Annotated in this window: 15 protein-coding genes; 6 read left to right on the top strand and 9 right to left on the bottom strand. The window is 38.7% G+C overall.

The features are described from left to right. Positions 1 to 2: 2 nt before the first annotated feature. The 3 genes from WKU33_RS03840 to WKU33_RS03830 form a co-directional block, all read right to left on the bottom strand. Positions 3 to 980, bottom strand: a complete 978-nt coding sequence (locus tag WKU33_RS03840) for an alpha-ketoacid dehydrogenase subunit beta (RefSeq protein ID WP_156858001.1) — start codon at positions 978 to 980, stop codon at positions 3 to 5. A gap of 3 nt (positions 981 to 983) precedes the next feature. Further along, a complete protein-coding gene (gene pdhA / locus WKU33_RS03835) occupies positions 984 to 2,027 on the bottom strand; it encodes a pyruvate dehydrogenase (acetyl-transferring) E1 component subunit alpha (RefSeq protein WP_198042718.1) in 1,044 nt (347 codons plus the stop codon). Positions 2,028 to 2,444: 417 nt separating this feature from the next. Next, positions 2,445 to 3,104 carry a YkyA family protein gene (locus WKU33_RS03830; protein WP_156858003.1) on the bottom strand — a complete coding sequence of 220 codons (660 nt, stop codon included), beginning with the start codon at positions 3,102 to 3,104 and terminating at the stop codon, positions 2,445 to 2,447. Between the two features lie 785 nt (positions 3,105 to 3,889). Here WKU33_RS03830 and def point away from each other — a divergent pair. The 3 genes from def (at position 3,890) to rnjA (ending at position 6,902) form a co-directional block, all read left to right on the top strand. Continuing rightward, positions 3,890 to 4,441 carry a peptide deformylase gene (gene def, locus WKU33_RS03825; protein WP_336252713.1) on the top strand — a complete coding sequence of 184 codons (552 nt, stop codon included), beginning with the start codon at positions 3,890 to 3,892 and terminating at the stop codon, positions 4,439 to 4,441. Between the two features lie 581 nt (positions 4,442 to 5,022). Continuing rightward, on the top strand, positions 5,023 to 5,232 hold the full coding sequence (locus WKU33_RS03820; protein WP_156856309.1) for a DNA-dependent RNA polymerase subunit epsilon: 210 nt from the start codon (positions 5,023 to 5,025) through the stop codon (positions 5,230 to 5,232). A 2-nt stretch (positions 5,233 to 5,234) separates the two neighbouring features. Further along, positions 5,235 to 6,902 carry a ribonuclease J1 gene (rnjA, locus tag WKU33_RS03815; RefSeq protein ID WP_156856310.1) on the top strand — a complete coding sequence of 556 codons (1,668 nt, stop codon included), beginning with the start codon at positions 5,235 to 5,237 and terminating at the stop codon, positions 6,900 to 6,902. A gap of 42 nt (positions 6,903 to 6,944) precedes the next feature. Here rnjA and WKU33_RS03810 read toward each other — a convergent pair whose 3' ends face one another. The 4 genes from WKU33_RS03810 to cbpB form a co-directional block, all read right to left on the bottom strand. Next, entirely contained in the window at positions 6,945 to 7,613 is a 669-nt protein-coding gene (locus WKU33_RS03810) for a potassium channel family protein (RefSeq protein WP_336252712.1), read from the bottom strand. Positions 7,614 to 7,809: 196 nt separating this feature from the next. Next, on the bottom strand, positions 7,810 to 9,552 hold the full coding sequence (locus WKU33_RS03805; protein WP_340453400.1) for an ABC transporter ATP-binding protein: 1,743 nt from the start codon (positions 9,550 to 9,552) through the stop codon (positions 7,810 to 7,812). A gap of 109 nt (positions 9,553 to 9,661) precedes the next feature. Then, positions 9,662 to 11,410: an ABC transporter ATP-binding protein gene (locus WKU33_RS03800; protein WP_340453298.1), complete on the bottom strand. Its 1,749-nt coding sequence runs from the start codon at positions 11,408 to 11,410 to the stop codon at positions 9,662 to 9,664. Positions 11,411 to 11,603: 193 nt separating this feature from the next. After that, complete coding sequence (cbpB, locus tag WKU33_RS03795) at positions 11,604 to 12,053, bottom strand: cyclic-di-AMP-binding protein CbpB (RefSeq protein ID WP_156856314.1); 450 nt, start codon at positions 12,051 to 12,053, stop codon at positions 11,604 to 11,606. 538 nt (positions 12,054 to 12,591) lie between these two features. Here cbpB and WKU33_RS03790 point away from each other — a divergent pair. From WKU33_RS03790 to WKU33_RS03780, 3 genes are all read left to right on the top strand, one after another. Further along, complete coding sequence (locus WKU33_RS03790) at positions 12,592 to 13,452, top strand: metallophosphoesterase (protein ID WP_156856315.1); 861 nt, start codon at positions 12,592 to 12,594, stop codon at positions 13,450 to 13,452. A gap of 96 nt (positions 13,453 to 13,548) precedes the next feature. Then, complete coding sequence (locus WKU33_RS03785) at positions 13,549 to 14,121, top strand: SCO family protein (RefSeq protein ID WP_340453295.1); 573 nt, start codon at positions 13,549 to 13,551, stop codon at positions 14,119 to 14,121. Positions 14,122 to 14,375: 254 nt separating this feature from the next. Next, entirely contained in the window at positions 14,376 to 14,846 is a 471-nt protein-coding gene (locus WKU33_RS03780) for a YkyB family protein (protein WP_340453293.1), read from the top strand. A gap of 199 nt (positions 14,847 to 15,045) precedes the next feature. Here WKU33_RS03780 and WKU33_RS03775 read toward each other — a convergent pair whose 3' ends face one another. Continuing rightward, on the bottom strand, positions 15,046 to 16,503 hold the full coding sequence (locus WKU33_RS03775; protein WP_340453291.1) for an aldehyde dehydrogenase family protein: 1,458 nt from the start codon (positions 16,501 to 16,503) through the stop codon (positions 15,046 to 15,048). Between the two features lie 17 nt (positions 16,504 to 16,520). Beyond that, entirely contained in the window at positions 16,521 to 17,381 is an 861-nt protein-coding gene (locus WKU33_RS03770; RefSeq protein WP_156856319.1) for a methyl-accepting chemotaxis protein, read from the bottom strand. Between the last annotated feature and the right edge of the window lie 197 nt (positions 17,382 to 17,578).

Raw genomic sequence — 17,578 nt, 5'->3', positions numbered from 1 at the left:
TTTTAGAAGTTTATTACTTGGTTGACTTTTTCTATAATATCTTTGTGGTTTGGTAGCCAAACTTCTTCCGCTTCTGAGAACGGGTATACTGTATCCGGAGCAGTCAAACGTAATACTGGTGCTTCTAGGTGCAGAATTGCTCTTTCTTGAATTTCCGCAACCACATTTGCTGCAACTCCAGCTTGACGTTGTGCTTCTTGGATAACGACGACACGGTTTGTCTTCTCAACAGATGCAAGAATTGTATCGTAATCGATTGGCGATACCGTACGTAAGTCAATTACTTCCGCTTCAATACCATCTTCCGCAAGCTCATCAGCGGCTTTTAGCGCTGCGTGTACCATTGCACCGTAGGCAACTAATGTAACATCTTTACCTTCGCGCTTCACTGCTGCTTTTCCAAGTGGAACGGTGTACTCTTCTTCCGGCACTTCTTCACGGAATGAACGGTAAAGTTTCATATGTTCCAGGAAAATTACCGGATCATTATCACGGATTGCAGAAATGAGTAATCCTTTCGCTTCATACGGAGTGGAAGGAATGACAACTTTAAGTCCTGGCTGTTGTGCAACGAGTCCTTCTAATGAGTCTGCGTGAAGTTCAGGTGTGTGAACCCCTCCACCAAATGGTGCACGAACTGTAATTGGAGCTTGGTACGTACCACCAGAGCGGTAACGCATTCTAGCCATTTGTCCGCTGATAGAGTCCATTACTTCAAATAAGAAGCCGAAAAATTGAATTTCCGGAACTGGACGAAAACCTTGAGTTGTAAGACCGATCGCAAGTCCTCCGATACCAGACTCGGCAAGCGGAGTATCAAATACACGTTCTTCACCAAACTCTGCCTGCAATCCTTCTGTCGCACGGAAAACTCCACCGTTTTGTCCAACGTCTTCACCGAACACAAGTACGTTTTCATCATTCTTCAATTCGTTACGCATTGCGTCTGTAATTGCTTGAATCATTGTCATTTGCGCCATGATTTATTTCGACTCCTTTTCTTCATAAAATTCTAACTGCTCCTGTAAGTTGTGTGGGAGCTCTTCATACATATTATTAATTAAATCCGTTACTTTCTGTTTCGGATATTGGTCTGCTTTCTTAATCGCCTGTTTGATATCTTCTCTTGCTTCTTCAATTACTCTGTTCTCGTCTTCCTCGCTCCATAGTTTCTTTCCTTCCAAGAACTTACGGAAACGTACAAGTGGATCTTTCTTCTCCCACTCTTTATCCAAGTCTTCGGAACGATAACGAGTTGGATCGTCACCTGACATCGTATGTGGACCGAAACGGTATGTCAATGTTTCAATCAATGTTGGACCCTCACCTTTAACAGCACGGTCGCGCGCATCTTTAGTTGCTGCATAAACTGCAAGCACGTCCATTCCATCCACTTGAATTCCTTCGATACCAGCAGCCACAGCTTTCTGTGCTAATGTTTTCGCGGCCGTTTGCTTTTCTACCGGTACAGAGATTGCAAAGCGGTTGTTTTGAACAACAAAGATTGCCGGAGCTTGGTAAGCACCCGCCATGTTGATACCTTCATAGAAGTCGCCTTGAGATGTTCCACCGTCACCAGTATAAGTAATCGCCACATTTTTCGATCCACGTAATTTCATACCAAGTGCAACACCAGCAGCTTGTACGTACTGTGCACCGATAATAATTTGCGGAGCTAATGCATTCAAGCCATCCTCGTATTGGTTTCCATGGAAATGACCTTTCGAGAATAAAAATGCCTGATACAGCGGTAAACCATGCCAAATAAGCTGTGGCACATCACGATATCCCGGTAAAATGAAGTCTTCTTTCTCTAGCGCAAAATGACTCGCTAACTGTGAAGCTTCCTGACCCGCTGTCGGTGCATAGAAACCTAAACGTCCTTGACGGTTAAGTGCGATTGAACGTTGATCAAGAATTCGTGTGTAAACCATCCGGCGCATCAACTCTTTTAGCTCATCATCAGATAACTTAGGCATGGCCTTTTCATTAACAACTTCTCCATCTTCGTTTAGAATCTGGAACATTTCGAACTTACTCTCAACATCTTTTAATACATGTTTCAAGGTAGTCACCTCTCCTTTATTAATAAAATATTGTCATCGGAAGCAAACACTTCCATTGCATTCACGCGCAATAACTAATGGTGAATATCCTCACCAAGGAACTGTTATATAGATTTCCGCAAAAAAACTAGTACAAATCGTGTACTATTAAATATTAGCTTAAATTCCTCAATAGGTCAAACACTTTAACTTCACTCTACCCTTATCGAGGTAAGCCTAATCAACAAACCATGTTATAACCCAATGTTTCTTTACATTGCTGTTCCATTACAGTTTTGCAAAAACGACTAATACAGGACTATTTTAATCTATATAGATAAAATGGGCAAAAAAATAAACCTTATGCATCCTGTTCCGCCTACATAAGGTTTTATCATCTTATTCTTCTTCAAATGTAACTTCCATATTAGCTGCTTCATAAAAATCTTGTTTCAAGTTGTTATACTCGACTGTCAATTCATTAAAAGCATCGTTCGCAGTTAATATTTGTTCATATTTTTCATTTATTTTTTCAATCTGTTCATTTAATTCATCTTGTTCCACTTCTTCTTCCTGAAGCAATGTATATAATTCCGTTTCCAAGTTGAGTGACTCTTTATACGCTTCATAAAGCTCATCATATGTATCGTAACGTTCTATCATTGTCTGATACATTTCCTCACCCTTCGTTTGAGCATCTCCTTCTTCAAGGTCTTCAAGAAGTGCTTCAATCGATTGGAACTCCTCTTTTGCTCCGTTTATACTTTCGCGTTCAGTGTCAATCTTTTCACCGCGCTCTTCTATTATTGTAATAGCATCTTGGGAGAGCTGCGTAATTTCCTCGAAGTCATCCATTCCTAGATCAATCACTTTAGCATAAATTTCTTGTTCTTGCTTTTCAAGTTCGGTAATCTCACTTTGTTGAGCCTCGAACTCTTGTTCCAGCAGGACAGTTTCCTCTAAGTGTGTATGTATCTTCTCTTCTGTACTTTCACTGCTGCATGCCGATAAGATGATGAGCAATAATCCAAATATAAGAATCCTTTTCTTCCACAACATGTTCTGTAACCTCCTAAACATCTAATTCATAAGTATGTTTTTAGAGTATATCATAAATTCAGCCCGAACCGATAGACAATTATCGATTAGAATCATCCCCCCTACAGAAAAATAACGGATATACTTTTGTGTTAATCCTTTCATTCAGCGTAAGTATTTTGAGCATTCATTTTATTGGCGTTCTAATTACCGTTCAGTTGCCCGGCGGACGGATGCGCATCCTAAGGCACGGCCGAAGCCTCGACGCACAGGACGTTAATGTCAGACGTTGCCACAGGACGTGGCGAACTTAGTCTGCCTCGGAAGAAAACCGCTTCCTGCTCAGGTCTGGACTCGTGCTTTTCCCGTAGGAGTCACCGTCCGCCGGGCAACTGAACTGGTCTAAAGGATTATTTTAAAAAGAAATTATTCCGTTATGATAAGGATTGTACTTTTGGAATATTAAACAGTAATCCAAATCACGCCTTTCCTCGGAGCAGTCCAGACACCTCGAGACTCCTGCAGGAGGAAAGGCATAGGTGAGACCCCGCAGGGCGGTAGCCCGAGGAGGCTCACCAGCCGCTCAGCAGGTGCGAGAGGTGTCTGGACTGCGGACCTCTAGGAGAAGGTTACACTTACGCTGAATGAAAACGAGCGGTAGTTCATTGAATTGAATTTTTTGTTGAGCTGGTCTATATTTCTTTGACCACGTTAGTTTTTTATAGATGCGAAAGTTGAGTATTTCAGATATGATTAAGATAAAGTAAGGAAACAAATTAATCCAATTAAAGTAAGGAGAAATAGATATGATTACAATGAAGGATATTGTACGAGAAGGTCACCCTTCGTTAACGAAAGTTGCTGAAGCAGTAGAATTGCCATTAACCGAAGATGAAAAGCAGCTTTTAGAAGATATGGTAACATTTCTTAAAAACAGTCAAGACGACGAAATGGCTGAAAAATATAAATTACGCGCAGGTGTAGGTTTAGCTGCACCACAACTCGGAATTGAAAAACGGATGTTTGCCGTCTATTACGTAGATGAGAAAGGCACAGTTCATGAATATGCGCTTGTTAATCCAAAAATTGTTTCTCATTCCGTTGAAAAAGCATTTCTACCAACAGGAGAAGGTTGCTTATCCGTAGACCGGGAAGTAGAAGGGTACGTTCCGCGATATGCACGCATCACGGTCAAAGCATTCGACATGGACAATAATCCAATCAAAATACGGTTAAAAGGTTATCTCGCTATTGTCTTTCAGCACGAGATCGATCACTTAAATGGTATCATGTTTTACGATCATATCAATCAGGAAAACCCGTTCTATATCCCGGAAAATTCAAAACCAGTTGAATAATCGGAAGGTGCCCGGCACCTTCCCCTCCCCAAGAATGTACCTCCCTGGACAGACTCGCATAATATAAAGTATAAATTCCGATGAATGGCAAAAAATAGGATTACTCAAACGAAAGCAGCATAGCATCTTTAGGTAGATGGGGTACCCGTTCATCGTCCACCATTTTGAGGTAAGTTTTTCCACCTATTAAAAAGGGAAAATGTACCTCTAAATAATATTTTTTTCCTTAATCATTTCAAATTTCATTGATTCGTACTATAATGTAGATAAGAGGATTGGATCGGTAAAATGTTTTTGCTGCTTTTCTTAATATCTGAAAGGAGACGTGTGTAAACATGTTAAAGCGCCTTAAAGAAAAGCTCAAGAAACGTTTGAAAGATTTTATAGGTCAAAAAGAACGTGTGCCTACACCTTATAAATAGAATGATTACTATTCACCAATCAACTAGAATTCATGCATGCTACGGAAACTTGCAGGAACTTTAATAACATCGAATACATGCTGGGCGCATGGGTACCAGAGCATGCGCTTAGTATGTTTTATTTGCAACGCTAAATATTAAAATGTCAGGAGAGATAATATGATATATAAAGTTTTATATCAAGAACTTGAAGATGAAGCTCCAGTTCGAGAACGAACGCAAAGTCTCTATATTGAAGCAGATTCTGTAAGAGAAGTACGTGAAAAATTAAGAGATCGAAAATACAATGTGGAATATATCCAAGAATTAGATGAGGCACATCTAGAGTATGAAAAACAATCCGATGATTTTAAAGTGGAGAAAATCTGAATATGAAGTTTGTAAAAAATGATCAAACTGCAGTCTTCGCTTTAGGAGGACTCGGTGAAATAGGTAAAAATACGTATGCTGTTCAATTCCAGGATGAAATCATTATCATCGATGCTGGAATCAAATTCCCCGAGGACGAGCTTCTCGGAATTGATTACGTCATCCCGGACTATACGTATTTAGTACAAAACCAAGATAAAATTAAAGGATTATTCATCACCCACGGACATGAGGACCATATCGGAGGGATCCCTTATCTATTGCGTGAAATCAATGTGCCTATTTATGCTGGAAAACTTGCAATTGGATTAATCAGATCGAAACTAGAAGAACATGGTTTATTAAGGAATGCTAAGTTAAATCCTATTAATGAAGATGATGTTATTAAATTCCGTAAGACTTCCGTTAGTTTTTTCCGGACAACCCATAGTATTCCGGATTCCTATGGAGTTGTTGTTAAAACACCTCCAGGAAACATTGTGCATACTGGGGACTTTAAATTCGACTTCACCCCAGTTGGAGAGCATGCTGATTTGACAAAAATGGCTGAGATTGGCAAAGAAGGCGTACTTTGCTTATTGTCGGACAGCACAAACAGTGAGGTCCCTGGCTTCACGTTGTCTGAGAAGGTTGTTGGTGAAAGCATCGACGATATATTCAGTCGGGTTGATGGCAGACTAATTTTCGCCACATTCGCATCCAACATCTACCGCTTGAGCCAAGTGATCGATTCGGCAGTAAAATACGGTCGAAAAGTCGCAGTATTTGGACGCAGTATGGAGAATGCGATCAATCTAGGACTGGAACTTGGATACATCCAGGCACCTAAAGATACATTTGTGGATAGTAACCAAATCAATCGTCTTCCTGCTGATGAAGTAGCGATACTTTGCACAGGTTCTCAAGGTGAAGCAATGGCGGCCCTTTCAAGAATTGCTAATGGCACACATAAGCAAGTTCAATTAATACCTGGCGACACGGTTGTATTTTCATCATCTCCAATCCCTGGAAATACAATTAGTGTCGGCCGAATCATCAATAAACTTTATCGTGCAGGTGCTGAGGTTATCCATGGTAAATTAAGCAATGTACACACTTCTGGTCACGGGGCGCAGGACGAACAAAAACTGATGCTTCGCTTGATGAAACCGAAGTTCTTCATGCCGATTCATGGTGAATACCGAATGATGAAAGAACACATCAAGCTTGCAGTTGATTGTGAAATAGATCCAGATAACTGTTTCACCCTCGACAATGGTGATGTGCTTGCCTTAAGCAAAGATACTGCTGATGTAGCTGGTAAAATTCCTTCAGGTACGATTTATATCGACGGAAGCGGGATTGGCGATATCGGTAATATTGTTCTAAGAGACCGACGCATCCTTTCAGAAGAAGGTCTTGTGATTGTTGTCGTAAGCATTAATATGAAACAGTTCCAGCTCGCAGCTGGTCCGGATATTATTTCTCGCGGTTTCGTCTATATGCGGGAATCAGAAGATCTTATCAAAGAAGCACAAGAGCTTGTCACGAAACATTTAAATAAAGTAATGGAACGAAAAACAAGCCAATGGTCTGAAATTAAAAATGAAATTACAGACACAATTGCACCATTCTTATATGAACGGACAAAACGCCGTCCGATGGTCTTACCGATTATTATGGAAGTATAAATTAAAAACATTAGCAGACATCTATTTGCCTGCTAATGTTTTTTATTGTTCATCAATAATAAGCTGTTTTTCAAAACGGTGAATATCGTCATCGCTACCGATGACAAGCAATATATCATCAGGCTTAAACACATATTCAGGACTTGGTGAGACGTCGATTGTCTCGCCGCTTTTTATCGCCATTACATTACAACCAAAGTTTGCTCGGATATCGAGATCAATTAATGATTTTCCGATCATTTTCTTCCCTGTTTTCACCTCGACAATGCTGTGGTCATCGGATAAATCTAGAAAATCGAGAATATTATTTGAAATGATATTTTGTGCAATCCTCCTCCCCATATCCCGCTCCGGATGGATAACCCGATCAACACCAAGTTTTCGCAATATCTTTTCATGATAGTCATTTTGCGCTTTTACGGTGATGCGTTCCACATGCAAGTCTGTCAAGATGACTGTTGTTAGAATGCTAGCTTGGAGACTATCTCCGATTGCAACAATGACGTGTTCAAAATTATGAATTCCAATTTCTTTTAATGATTCTTCGTCGGTAGAGTCGAGTATGACGGCGTGGGAGGCAATGTTTTTAAATTCATTAACCTTTGCTTCGTCAATATCAATAGCAAGCACTTGTTTTCCTTCTTTGCTTAATTCTCGGCAAATACTGCCACCGAACCTCCCCAAACCAATCACCGCATAATCCTTACTCATTACAATCCCTCCAAAACTAGTAACATCTTTGTAGCTCTATTATAACCTTTACCTAAATATTGCACAAAATTAACAAATACATGTAATATTAAAGAGAAAAACTCCCTCTCTACTAAGGCCTGCCCCGCAAGCCTGATATCTCTCGCTTTCCGATTGCGGCTGCGGAGCTGGAAAAAAACTTAGTAAACTTCCAATTTTATAGCGCATCGAGCATGGTGAATTGGGATTTGACTAATTCATAATATTTTCCTCGCTTGGCGATAAGTGTCTGATGATTGCCGCTTTCGAGGATTTTACCGTTTTCAAGGACGAATATCTTGTCAGCTTCCCGGATCGTTGAGAGCCGGTGGGCAATGATAATCGATGTTCTACCTTTTAACAGCCGCTTTAAAGCTTGTTGAATCTTCATTTCTGACTCTGTATCAATACTAGCTGTTGCCTCATCCAAAATTATAATACGCGGATTAGCAAGCAGTGCTCTTGCGAAGGAAAGTAATTGCCGTTCACCAGCCGAGAGAATATTCCCTCGCTCCTCCACTTCCGTAGCATATCCATTAGACAACCGTTTAATAAAATCGTCTGCCCCGACAACTTTTGCTGCTTCTATTACCTCTTCATCGGTTGCATCCGGTCTTCCGAAGCGAATATTCTCCATAATAGTGCCCGAGAATATAAACGTATCTTGTAATACAACACTAATTTGTTTCCGTAGACTTGCAAGTTCAACATCCCGAAGATCTTTCCCATCTATTTTCACTGCACCTTCCGTCGGATCGTAAAATCGGCTAATTAAATTGGCAATTGTCGATTTACCACTTCCTGTATGGCCAACTAATGCAACCGTTTCTCCTGCTTCAATATTTAGGGATATTTCATGCAGGGCAATCCGGTCCTGATTATAAGAAAACTGGACGCGTTCAAATTGAATATGCCCTTTCATATTCTGAAAGATATACGCATTCTCTTTCTCCTTTACATTAGGTCGCTCATCAAGAAATTCAAAAATCCGCTCCGAGGAAGCCATTGCCATCAAGAGTTGATTATACATTTGACCTAATCTTGAAATCGGCTCCCAAAACATTCCGGTAAAATAAGCAAATGATACGAAGGTACCAATTGCGATTCCACCATTTGCTTCTCCCAACAAAATTAAATAGGAACCAAAAGCAATAAGAATAATTGTTCCAACTGCATCACTCATATCGACAAACGGGCGGAATAATGCACTCTTTTTCGCTGCGTCTCTAAAGCTGTGAAAGAATCCCTTATTCACTCCATCGAAAAACTCGGCATTTTCTCTTTCCTGTGAGAATGACTGGGTAATTCGCATCCCCTGAATCGCTTCGTTTAAATGGGAGTTCATTCGCGATTGATTAATCCGTACTTTCTGCCATGAACGGCGGATATTTCGTCTTAACTTCGTAGATATATAAAACATAATCGGTAAGACGATTAATACAGCAATGGCTAATTTTGGACTTAGAACAAAGAGAATAACCATAATGCCGATTAAAGTAATTGAATCCATTAATAAATTGATGATTCCGTTTGTAAAAAGTTCCTGTAACGAGTTAATATCATTTAAAATCCGAACAAGAATCGATCCCGCCGAACGATGATCGAAAAAACCATGGGATAGCCGCTGTACATGGGAAAATAAGTGATGGCGCAAATCATAGATGACATTTTGCCCCAGCTGGTTCACCCATTTTATCCGCAACACGTTTGCCAGATAACTTAATAAATACAAGCAGCCTATGATGACAACGAGCCACGTCAATAGTGTCGTATCTTTGTTTAAGATGGCAATATCAATCGCAACCTTCCCGACTAAAATCGGTACTGCCAAACGGACGAAGGTTGATACAAGCATTGCAATAATTGCGGCCGGCAAATAACTTTTGGCATAAGGTTTCAAATAGGTTAAGAGTCGTAGCATTTGTTTCCAGTTAAACGGTTTTTCAATAACTTGTTCTACCGTATAATGAAAACGAGTTAAATGATTTTTCTTATCTTTCTTGGAAGTTTCCAATCGAATCCCCCTCCTTTCAGTTCACAATTTCCATAATCTCTTCCCGGTCTTGATATTGAATATTGTAAATTCTGCGATATATTCCATGCTCTGCAAGTAATTGATTATGTGTTCCGCGTTCTTTTATTTCCCCTTCTTCCAGTACTAAAATTTCATCAGCATGCTTAATGGAGGAAATTCGATGAGCAATAATAAAGGACGTCCTCTCCTTCATTACCTCTTTTAAAGCAGCTTGGATTTTAAACTCTGTCTCCATATCAACCGCAGATGTCGCATCATCCAAAATCAGGATACTTGGATTAATACAGAGCGCACGAGCAATGGCAATCCGCTGCTTTTGGCCACCCGACAGTCCCATCCCTCTTTCGCCGAGTAATGTATCGTATCCTTTTGGCAATTGCATAATAAAATCATGGGCCTGGGCACGTTTGGCCGCATCTATCACTTGTTCTTCACTTATATCAGGTCTTCCGTATGCGATATTTTCACGGATGGATGTTGAAAATAAGAAAGGTTCCTGTAATACGAAGCCAATCTGACTTCGTAATGATTTCAATTCATAATCGGAAACCAATTGACCATCAACAAGGACTTCTCCCATATCCGCTTCATAAAATCTTGTAATAAGTTGTGTAATACTCGTTTTCCCTGAACCAGTTGCGCCAATCAGTCCAATGACTTTCCCGGGAGGTGCATCAAAATCAATATGCTTTAAAGCTACATCATCTTCTTCGACATATTGAAGGGATACATCTTTGAACGTGACATGCCCTTTTATCGGTTGCCTAATTGCATTTTCTTTTTCCTGAATCTCTTCTTCCTGGTCAAGAATCTCGATCAAACGTTCTCCCGATGCTTTCGCTTGAGAAAACATATTAACAACAAACCCGAGGTTCATAATCGGACCGAGGATATACCAGACTAAACTAAAGAATGCAACAAGTTCACCAAGCGCCATTTGATCATTAATGACGAGATATCCGCCATATCCCAGTAACGAAACAACCGCTACATTACCAATAAACTCCATTAACGGAAAGTATTTCGACCATAATTTAGAGGTGAACAAGTACCGCTTTCGGTAATCATCATTACTGGATGAAAATCTGTCAATCTCAAAATCTTCTCGTGATAATGATTTAACCGTGTTCATTCCACTGATATTCTCTTGCACTCGCGTATTTAACCTTCCAAAGGATTTCCTTACTTTTCTAAAAGCAGGGTGCACTTGTTTGTCAAATTGAAAAACAATGATACCCAAAAAAGGCATAGCAAGCATCGTAACGATCGCAAGTGGAATGGAATAATAAAACATGATCGTTAAACTGACACCAATCAGAACGACAATACGAATTAATTCTGCAAATCCAGCGGATAGGAAAAAGCGAAAACCTTCTACGTCCGCAGTCAATCTTGACATAATGTCTCCGGTTTTTGAATTATCGTAATACTTAAAGGATAATACTTGCAATTTTCCATATAAAGCGTTTCTAAGATGATATACGGATGTCATCCCAAATAATTCACTTAAATATTGAAAGGAAAAAGTGGAAATCCCTTTAATAATCATGAGGCCTAAGAAGATAAGCGAAATATAAAGAATGAGTCCATAACGATCCTGGAGTACGACTTCATCGATTGTTATTTGCAGAATGATCGGATAAACAACCGTGATACACGTTAGAATAATTAGAAAGAATAACGACCAAAGAAAATAGTGCTTATATGGCCAATAGAATTCTTTCAACCGTTTAAATGTATTCAATTGTGCTCCCCCTTCAAAATTGTCAGTATATATAAATATATCGGAAACCGAAATAAATAGCTATAACAAATTCTTGATTTTAATAATTTTTTTCGGGACATGGGGTTTTGTCCCGCTTTCTTAATCTATGAATACATGAAGTTTTACCAATAAAAAAACCCCAAATATTATGGGGATATTTATTCGTTAGAGATTATTTTTTATAATGTTTCATATAAATATCTTTCTTCAATTCCTTTAATATGGCTCGACGCGTTAAGATCCCGTCGAAGTAGCCATCTTCGTCAACTATACAGATAAAGGCATGATTGATTAATGCATTCAAGCCATCCACTAAATTATTCTTCCTTGTCAAACATGGTATATCGCTGTTCATTACTTCTTCTACGCGCATTTCTGACAAGTTTTCAATTTCGAATCGTTCCAACCCAAGAATTTCGTTTAGAATCACGGTTTTGCCAACTATACCTACTAATTTATAAGACGAATCAAGTACAGGCACTGCGGCATAACCAGATTTCACAAGCACAAGTAAAGCATGTTCTAGTGGATTGTTTAGTTGGACATGAGCAACCTTCTCAGATGAAATCATTAGTTCTTCTACAAGAATATTTTGTAATTCCCTTTCTTGCATGGTACTCAAAAAAATTACCCCCTTCTCAAACTATATATCCATATTTTGTGCGGGTTAATTATTACGTCTTGTCCTTGTGTAACTACAAGTTTAAATACATGGTCGCGCTAACATTTCTCTCATGATCATTAGTTAATTGTCATATGGACTAACTCTAATACAAAGATGCTCCTCTTTTATTGTATCAGATAACAAGTTATTTTACGAAATTCAAACACTCAAAAGATAAATTGAAGACGTTTGGTTGGTGTAATGCGAGGGAATGCGAGCAGGTTATGACAAGGATAATGAAGACTGCATTTAAAAAACTTCATCTTATTAAAGTATATCGTTTTAGAAGAATTATGTCAACAATTTAACAGATAATTTAGATTATAACACTTTTACTCGGAACCTTTAAAACTAAGTACAGTTACATTACTTATCCAAATTCCGCTTTATCCCTTTACATTTCTTCCTGTACGGAGCCTTCGCTTACATGCTATAATAGGAAAGTATAACTATTTAAATAGAACGGAAAGTTTTTATATAGAAAGGTTTGACCCAGATGAATCGACGAGCATTTTTAAAGCGAGCGGCAGGATTCACAATGACTTTAATCGGCTTAAGCGGGGGAACATTTTTTTACAGTCGGGAAATTGAACCAGCAAGTCTACATATCCAAAAAGAAAACATTATATCGGATAACATTCCAACCACCTTCCATAAAAAGAAAATCATTCAATTCTCTGATACCCATCTTGGATTTAATTATTCGATTGAGAACTTAGAAAAGCTTGCCAACCAAATTAATAAACGTAACCCGGACATTATTTTGTTTACAGGGGATTTAGTTGATAACCCTAAATATTTACAAGCCCAAGAACACGAACCGATTATTGAAGTACTTGGCAGTTTGAACGCCCCCTTAGGAAAATATTGGATTTATGGGAATCATGATCATGGCGGTTACGGTACGGAAACGATTCTCGACATCATGGAAGCAGCTAATTTTACCTTATTACAAAACAGCCATGTAGAAATTAGTTCGGAACAGGATACGTTCATCCTTGCAGGAATTGATGATCTAATGCTAGGCAAGCCCGATTTGGATGCTGCATTACAGCAAGCAAACCCAGAGTTATTTACAGTCTTGCTTGCCCATGAACCAGATTTTGCAGATGAAGCCGTAAAATATCCGGTAGATGTACAACTTTCAGGGCATAGCCACGGCGGTCAAGTGCGCTTACCTATCATCGGACACCTCTACACCCCTCTTTACGCGGAAAAATATGTACGTGGTAAGTATTTAATTGACAATCGGTTGCAATTATTTGTAAATGCAGGCATTGGGACTACCCGTGTCCCCTACCGTTTATTTTGCAAACCTGAAATCCATGAATATACACTTCAAGCGAATTTGTCATAAAGGTTTCACAGGAAAATCATTGGGATCAGCTAAAATCAAAAGAAAAGCATGCTATACTAAATCTAAGCATTATACTTAGAAAGGAAGATTGCTTACATGAAGCGCTTGTTATTTATCTTGGCACTCTCCCTTTTCCTTGCGGGCTGTGGTGAAGCAATCGAAACGAATATGAGTCAAGATATGCTCGACTTCGAATTCACCACCCAAGATAACGAAACGCTGAGCCTTGAGGATTTAGAGGGTGAATATTGGATTGCAGATATGATTTTCACAAACTGTACGACAGTATGCTTACCAATGACCGCCAACATGAAAATACTCCAGGACCGTTTAGCTGAAGAAGGATATGACGATATCCAACTTATATCTTTTAGTGTCGACCCTGATTATGATACACCGGAAGTACTGCGCGAGTATGGGGAAAGCTATGATGCAGACTTCAGTAATTGGACATTTCTAACGGGTTATGATTTTGAAACGATAAAGGAAATTTCCATCAAATCGTTTAAGAGTTTACTTGCCGAAGCCCCAGAAGGCACGGATCAAGTAACGCATGGAACTAGATTTTTCCTGATCAATCCTGAAGGAGAAGTTATTAAGTTCTACGACGGAGTGCAATCCGAAAGTATGGAATCAATAATAAATGATATCAAAAAGCTAAATGAATAAGATCACCTACCAAAAGCATTCACTACGAATGCTTTTTTGCTTTCCATAAAGTGCAACTCATTCAGTGAGGGTATCCTTACCTCCCCACTGAATATTAGTTGAACAGAATCAGGGATTTACGGACTATATGCCTACGGACTTCTAATGGTGAGACACGAAAGACTATAAAAAATCTATCAATCCTACCCCCATTGCCTAAACCGGATCTTTAAGGTACGATAGATATACTAGAGGTATGCTAAAGGAGTGAATTTATGAATACAGATAGTGATCTACAAGAGATAGCTCAGGCAATTTTCACTGTTAACCGCCATGCGAAAACTGCCCCAGAGCCCCAACATTTATATTTCATCAAAAAAGAAGCGATCAATAAGCTGCTAAGAGAAAAACGCGCAAAAAAGATAGGCCTTCATTTCTCGGACAGACCTAAGTACAGCAACCAGCATTCCACACTGCTTGTTAAAGTGGCAGATTATTATTTTCACATTCCTCCAACAAAGGATGACTTCAAAGAATTGGAACATCTCGGTTCCCTGGATAAAAACTACCGAAATCCCCAATCGAAAATGTCACTTTCACAGGCTAAGCGGATTTTATACCCTTATATCAACTATAAGTCTTCAACCAAACCAAAAAGAAGTCGATCATATGCATCAGCTTACTATACACCCTCATCACTTGGTAAAATGAAATGGCCACCGACCAATGGATATAGAAAATATTAACCCTCTGGTTAAGCTCAATCGAGTAGATGACTAACCACTAACTGCACACATAATAAAGTCCTTTATTTTCTCTAAATAAGAAAAAAAGGACTTTTTCGTTACCCATATATAATATTAATTATTAGACTGTATTTTTCATTGGCCTATTTTCTATGCTGCAGAAAACTGCGCAAGTATGGCTAGAAGGGGATTATTCACCTTAAGAATATGGATAGACTCGTTTTGTGTGTTGAATGGAGATCCATTTTGTTGTAGTAAACGCATCTAAGCTCCATTCTCCATTTAGTCGTCCAATTCCTGAATTTTTGACACCGCCGAAAGCAACGTTAGGCTCATCATTAATTGTTCCATCATTGATATGGATCATGCCAGTATCCATCCGCTTTGCAAGCTCGGCACCACGCTCTACATCTCTTGTATGGATTGCACCACTTAAACCATATGGGCTTTGGTTGGCATAGTTTAGAACTTCTTCTTCATTTGCTACTTTCATGATAGATACAACTGGTGCAAAGAATTCCTCATTTGCAATCGTCATATCTGGGGTAACATCAGTAAATACAACTGGTTCTATTACGTTCCCTGTAACATTTCCTTTAAGTAAAGGAGTTGCCCCCTCTTCAATACCTTTTTCAATTAATTCTACAGTCGTTTTAACTTGACGTTCATTAATAACTGGTCCAATAATCGTATTTGGATCTTTCGGGTCACCACAAGTCAAACCAGATACTGTCTTGATATATTTTTCCACAAATTCATCATATACATCTTCATGAACAATTAAGCGATTAGTTGACATACAGATTTGTCCTTGATGCGTGAAGCGGCTGAATACGCCTGCACTTACTGCTAAATCAATATCTGCATCCTCTAAAACAACTAAAGCACTATTTCCGCCTAATTCCAAATGAACTTCTTTTAGATTTCTTCCAGCAACTTCTCCTATATGTTTTCCAACCTTTGTTGATCCTGTAAAGGAAATAGCACGTGGAATCGGGTGTTCAACAAATTTATCTCCAATTTCCGATATTTCAGTAGTAATCACATTTAACAAGCCTTTAGGCAATCCAACACTCTCAAATATTTTAGCAATAAGTGTTCCGCCTGTAATTGTTGTATGCTCATGCGGCTTTAATACGACACCATTTCCAGTAGCCAATGCCGGTGCAACAGATTTCATGGATAAGAAAAATGGGAAATTAAATGGACTAATCACCCCAACCACACCAACTGGTACACGATAAACCCGGTTTTCTTTACCATCAATTGGAGATGGTAAAATGGTACCATTCATACGCATAGGAAAAGTGGCTGCTTCTTTTATCAAATTTGTAACTAAGCCAATCTCAAATTCTGCTTTTAAACGTGTACCACCAATCTCATCAGTAATTATATTTACGATTGCTTCATGATTTTCATTGATATAATCTACTGCTTTATCAAACACTTCTCTTTGTACAACTGGGTTTGTTTTCGCCCACTTTTCTTGTACAGTTTGTGCCGATTCATATGCATCATTCAAATCTGCTATACTAGCAGCTTTATATGTTGCAATAATTTCACCATTATATGGGTTTTTATTTTCTATTGTAAGATTACTAGAACCGTCTTTCCATTCTCCGTTAATATATTGACTTGCTAATTCTTTAAAGCTCATCTTCATTCAACCTTTCATTAATTGTTTAACTCAATGTTTTCTCTAGCTAACTCCGCTAAACTACGAATATTTCCATTGATTTCTTCCATTGTTGCTGTTAGTTCTTCAATCGAAGCGGATTGGGTAGTGGATTCCAAATTTACTTTTTGTATATCCTTATCCAGATCCTCGATTACACTTTTAATTTGGCTTGTAATATTTTGGATTTCCTGTACATTGTCCTTTGAATTAGTTGCCATTTTTCTAATTTCATCAGCGACTACTCCAAATCCTCTCCCATGTTCTCCAGCACGTGCTGATTCAATAGCTGCATTTAATCCAAGTAAATTACTCTGATCCGCGATATCCCTAACAACTGTTGAAACTTTGTCAATAAGGTCTACACTATCTGTTACTTCATTTGCCTTTTCAGAAACAAAGCTAAGATTCGTAGCTAATTCATTAACTGATTCTGCCATTTCTTGAACCGTATTCGTTACATCATTAATCACATTGGATAGACTGCCAGCTATTTCTGAAAGTTTGTTCGCCTTATCGACATTTAACCCAACACCAACTCCACCAATTACTTTCCCATGCTCATCATGCACAGGTGTTGCACGGGAAACAAGATTTACTCCAAACAAATCAGCCGGTACCACCATAGCCTGACTTTTATTTTCTTGAATCGCTTTCGCAATAATATCACCTTCAAGCAATGGATCACCAGGAGCTACATTAAGTGAGAAGGTTTTTGCAGGAATATTGATTAGCAATTTTTCTGTATCATAAATCCCTATTGTGATATCATCATTAACTAGCATTTGAAAATATGGAGCTACTTGGATAAAGGATTGTAGGACTGGATGTGCCTCTTTTTGTATTAAAGAATCTTGCATTATTCCACGTCTCCTGTCATAAATTTACCCGAAATAGGTATATGTATTTATTTCCATTCTTTATATCGGTCATTTATAGTTAATTTGAAGTGTTTAATGGAAAAAATATGAAATACCATTTTGTTTGTGAACTATATTATTCAGTAATTTTAATAAGACTTTAAAAAGAGACTGGGACATAACTTCTTGGTTATAAA

Source organism: Oceanobacillus sp. HCA-5259, assembly GCF_037892815.1.
GTDB classification, from domain to species: Bacteria; Bacillota; Bacilli; order Bacillales; family Amphibacillaceae; genus Oceanobacillus; species Oceanobacillus indicireducens.
The sequence above is the reverse complement of the archived record's forward strand: the minus strand, read 5'-3'. Positions and strand labels throughout refer to the sequence as shown.

Excerpts from the sequence above, each read along its gene's own strand:
- WKU33_RS03840 (WP_156858001.1), bottom strand. The coding sequence starts at position 980 with ATGGCGCAAATGACAATGATTCAAGCAATTACAGACGCAATGCGTAAC.
- pdhA (WP_198042718.1), bottom strand. The coding sequence starts at position 2,027 with ATGTTCCAGATTCTAAACGAAGATGGAGAAGTTGTTAATGAAAAGGCC.
- WKU33_RS03830 (WP_156858003.1), bottom strand. The coding sequence starts at position 3,104 with ATGTTGTGGAAGAAAAGGATTCTTATATTTGGATTATTGCTCATCATC.
- def (WP_336252713.1), top strand. The coding sequence starts at position 3,890 with ATGATTACAATGAAGGATATTGTACGAGAAGGTCACCCTTCGTTAACG.
- WKU33_RS03820 (WP_156856309.1), top strand. The coding sequence starts at position 5,023 with ATGATATATAAAGTTTTATATCAAGAACTTGAAGATGAAGCTCCAGTT.
- rnjA (WP_156856310.1), top strand. The coding sequence starts at position 5,235 with ATGAAGTTTGTAAAAAATGATCAAACTGCAGTCTTCGCTTTAGGAGGA.
- WKU33_RS03810 (WP_336252712.1), bottom strand. The coding sequence starts at position 7,613 with ATGAGTAAGGATTATGCGGTGATTGGTTTGGGGAGGTTCGGTGGCAGT.
- WKU33_RS03805 (WP_340453400.1), bottom strand. The coding sequence starts at position 9,552 with ATGCTACGACTCTTAACCTATTTGAAACCTTATGCCAAAAGTTATTTG.
- WKU33_RS03790 (WP_156856315.1), top strand. The coding sequence starts at position 12,592 with ATGAATCGACGAGCATTTTTAAAGCGAGCGGCAGGATTCACAATGACT.
- WKU33_RS03785 (WP_340453295.1), top strand. The coding sequence starts at position 13,549 with ATGAAGCGCTTGTTATTTATCTTGGCACTCTCCCTTTTCCTTGCGGGC.
- WKU33_RS03780 (WP_340453293.1), top strand. The coding sequence starts at position 14,376 with ATGAATACAGATAGTGATCTACAAGAGATAGCTCAGGCAATTTTCACT.
- WKU33_RS03775 (WP_340453291.1), bottom strand. The coding sequence starts at position 16,503 with ATGAGCTTTAAAGAATTAGCAAGTCAATATATTAACGGAGAATGGAAA.
- WKU33_RS03770 (WP_156856319.1), bottom strand. The coding sequence starts at position 17,381 with ATGCAAGATTCTTTAATACAAAAAGAGGCACATCCAGTCCTACAATCC.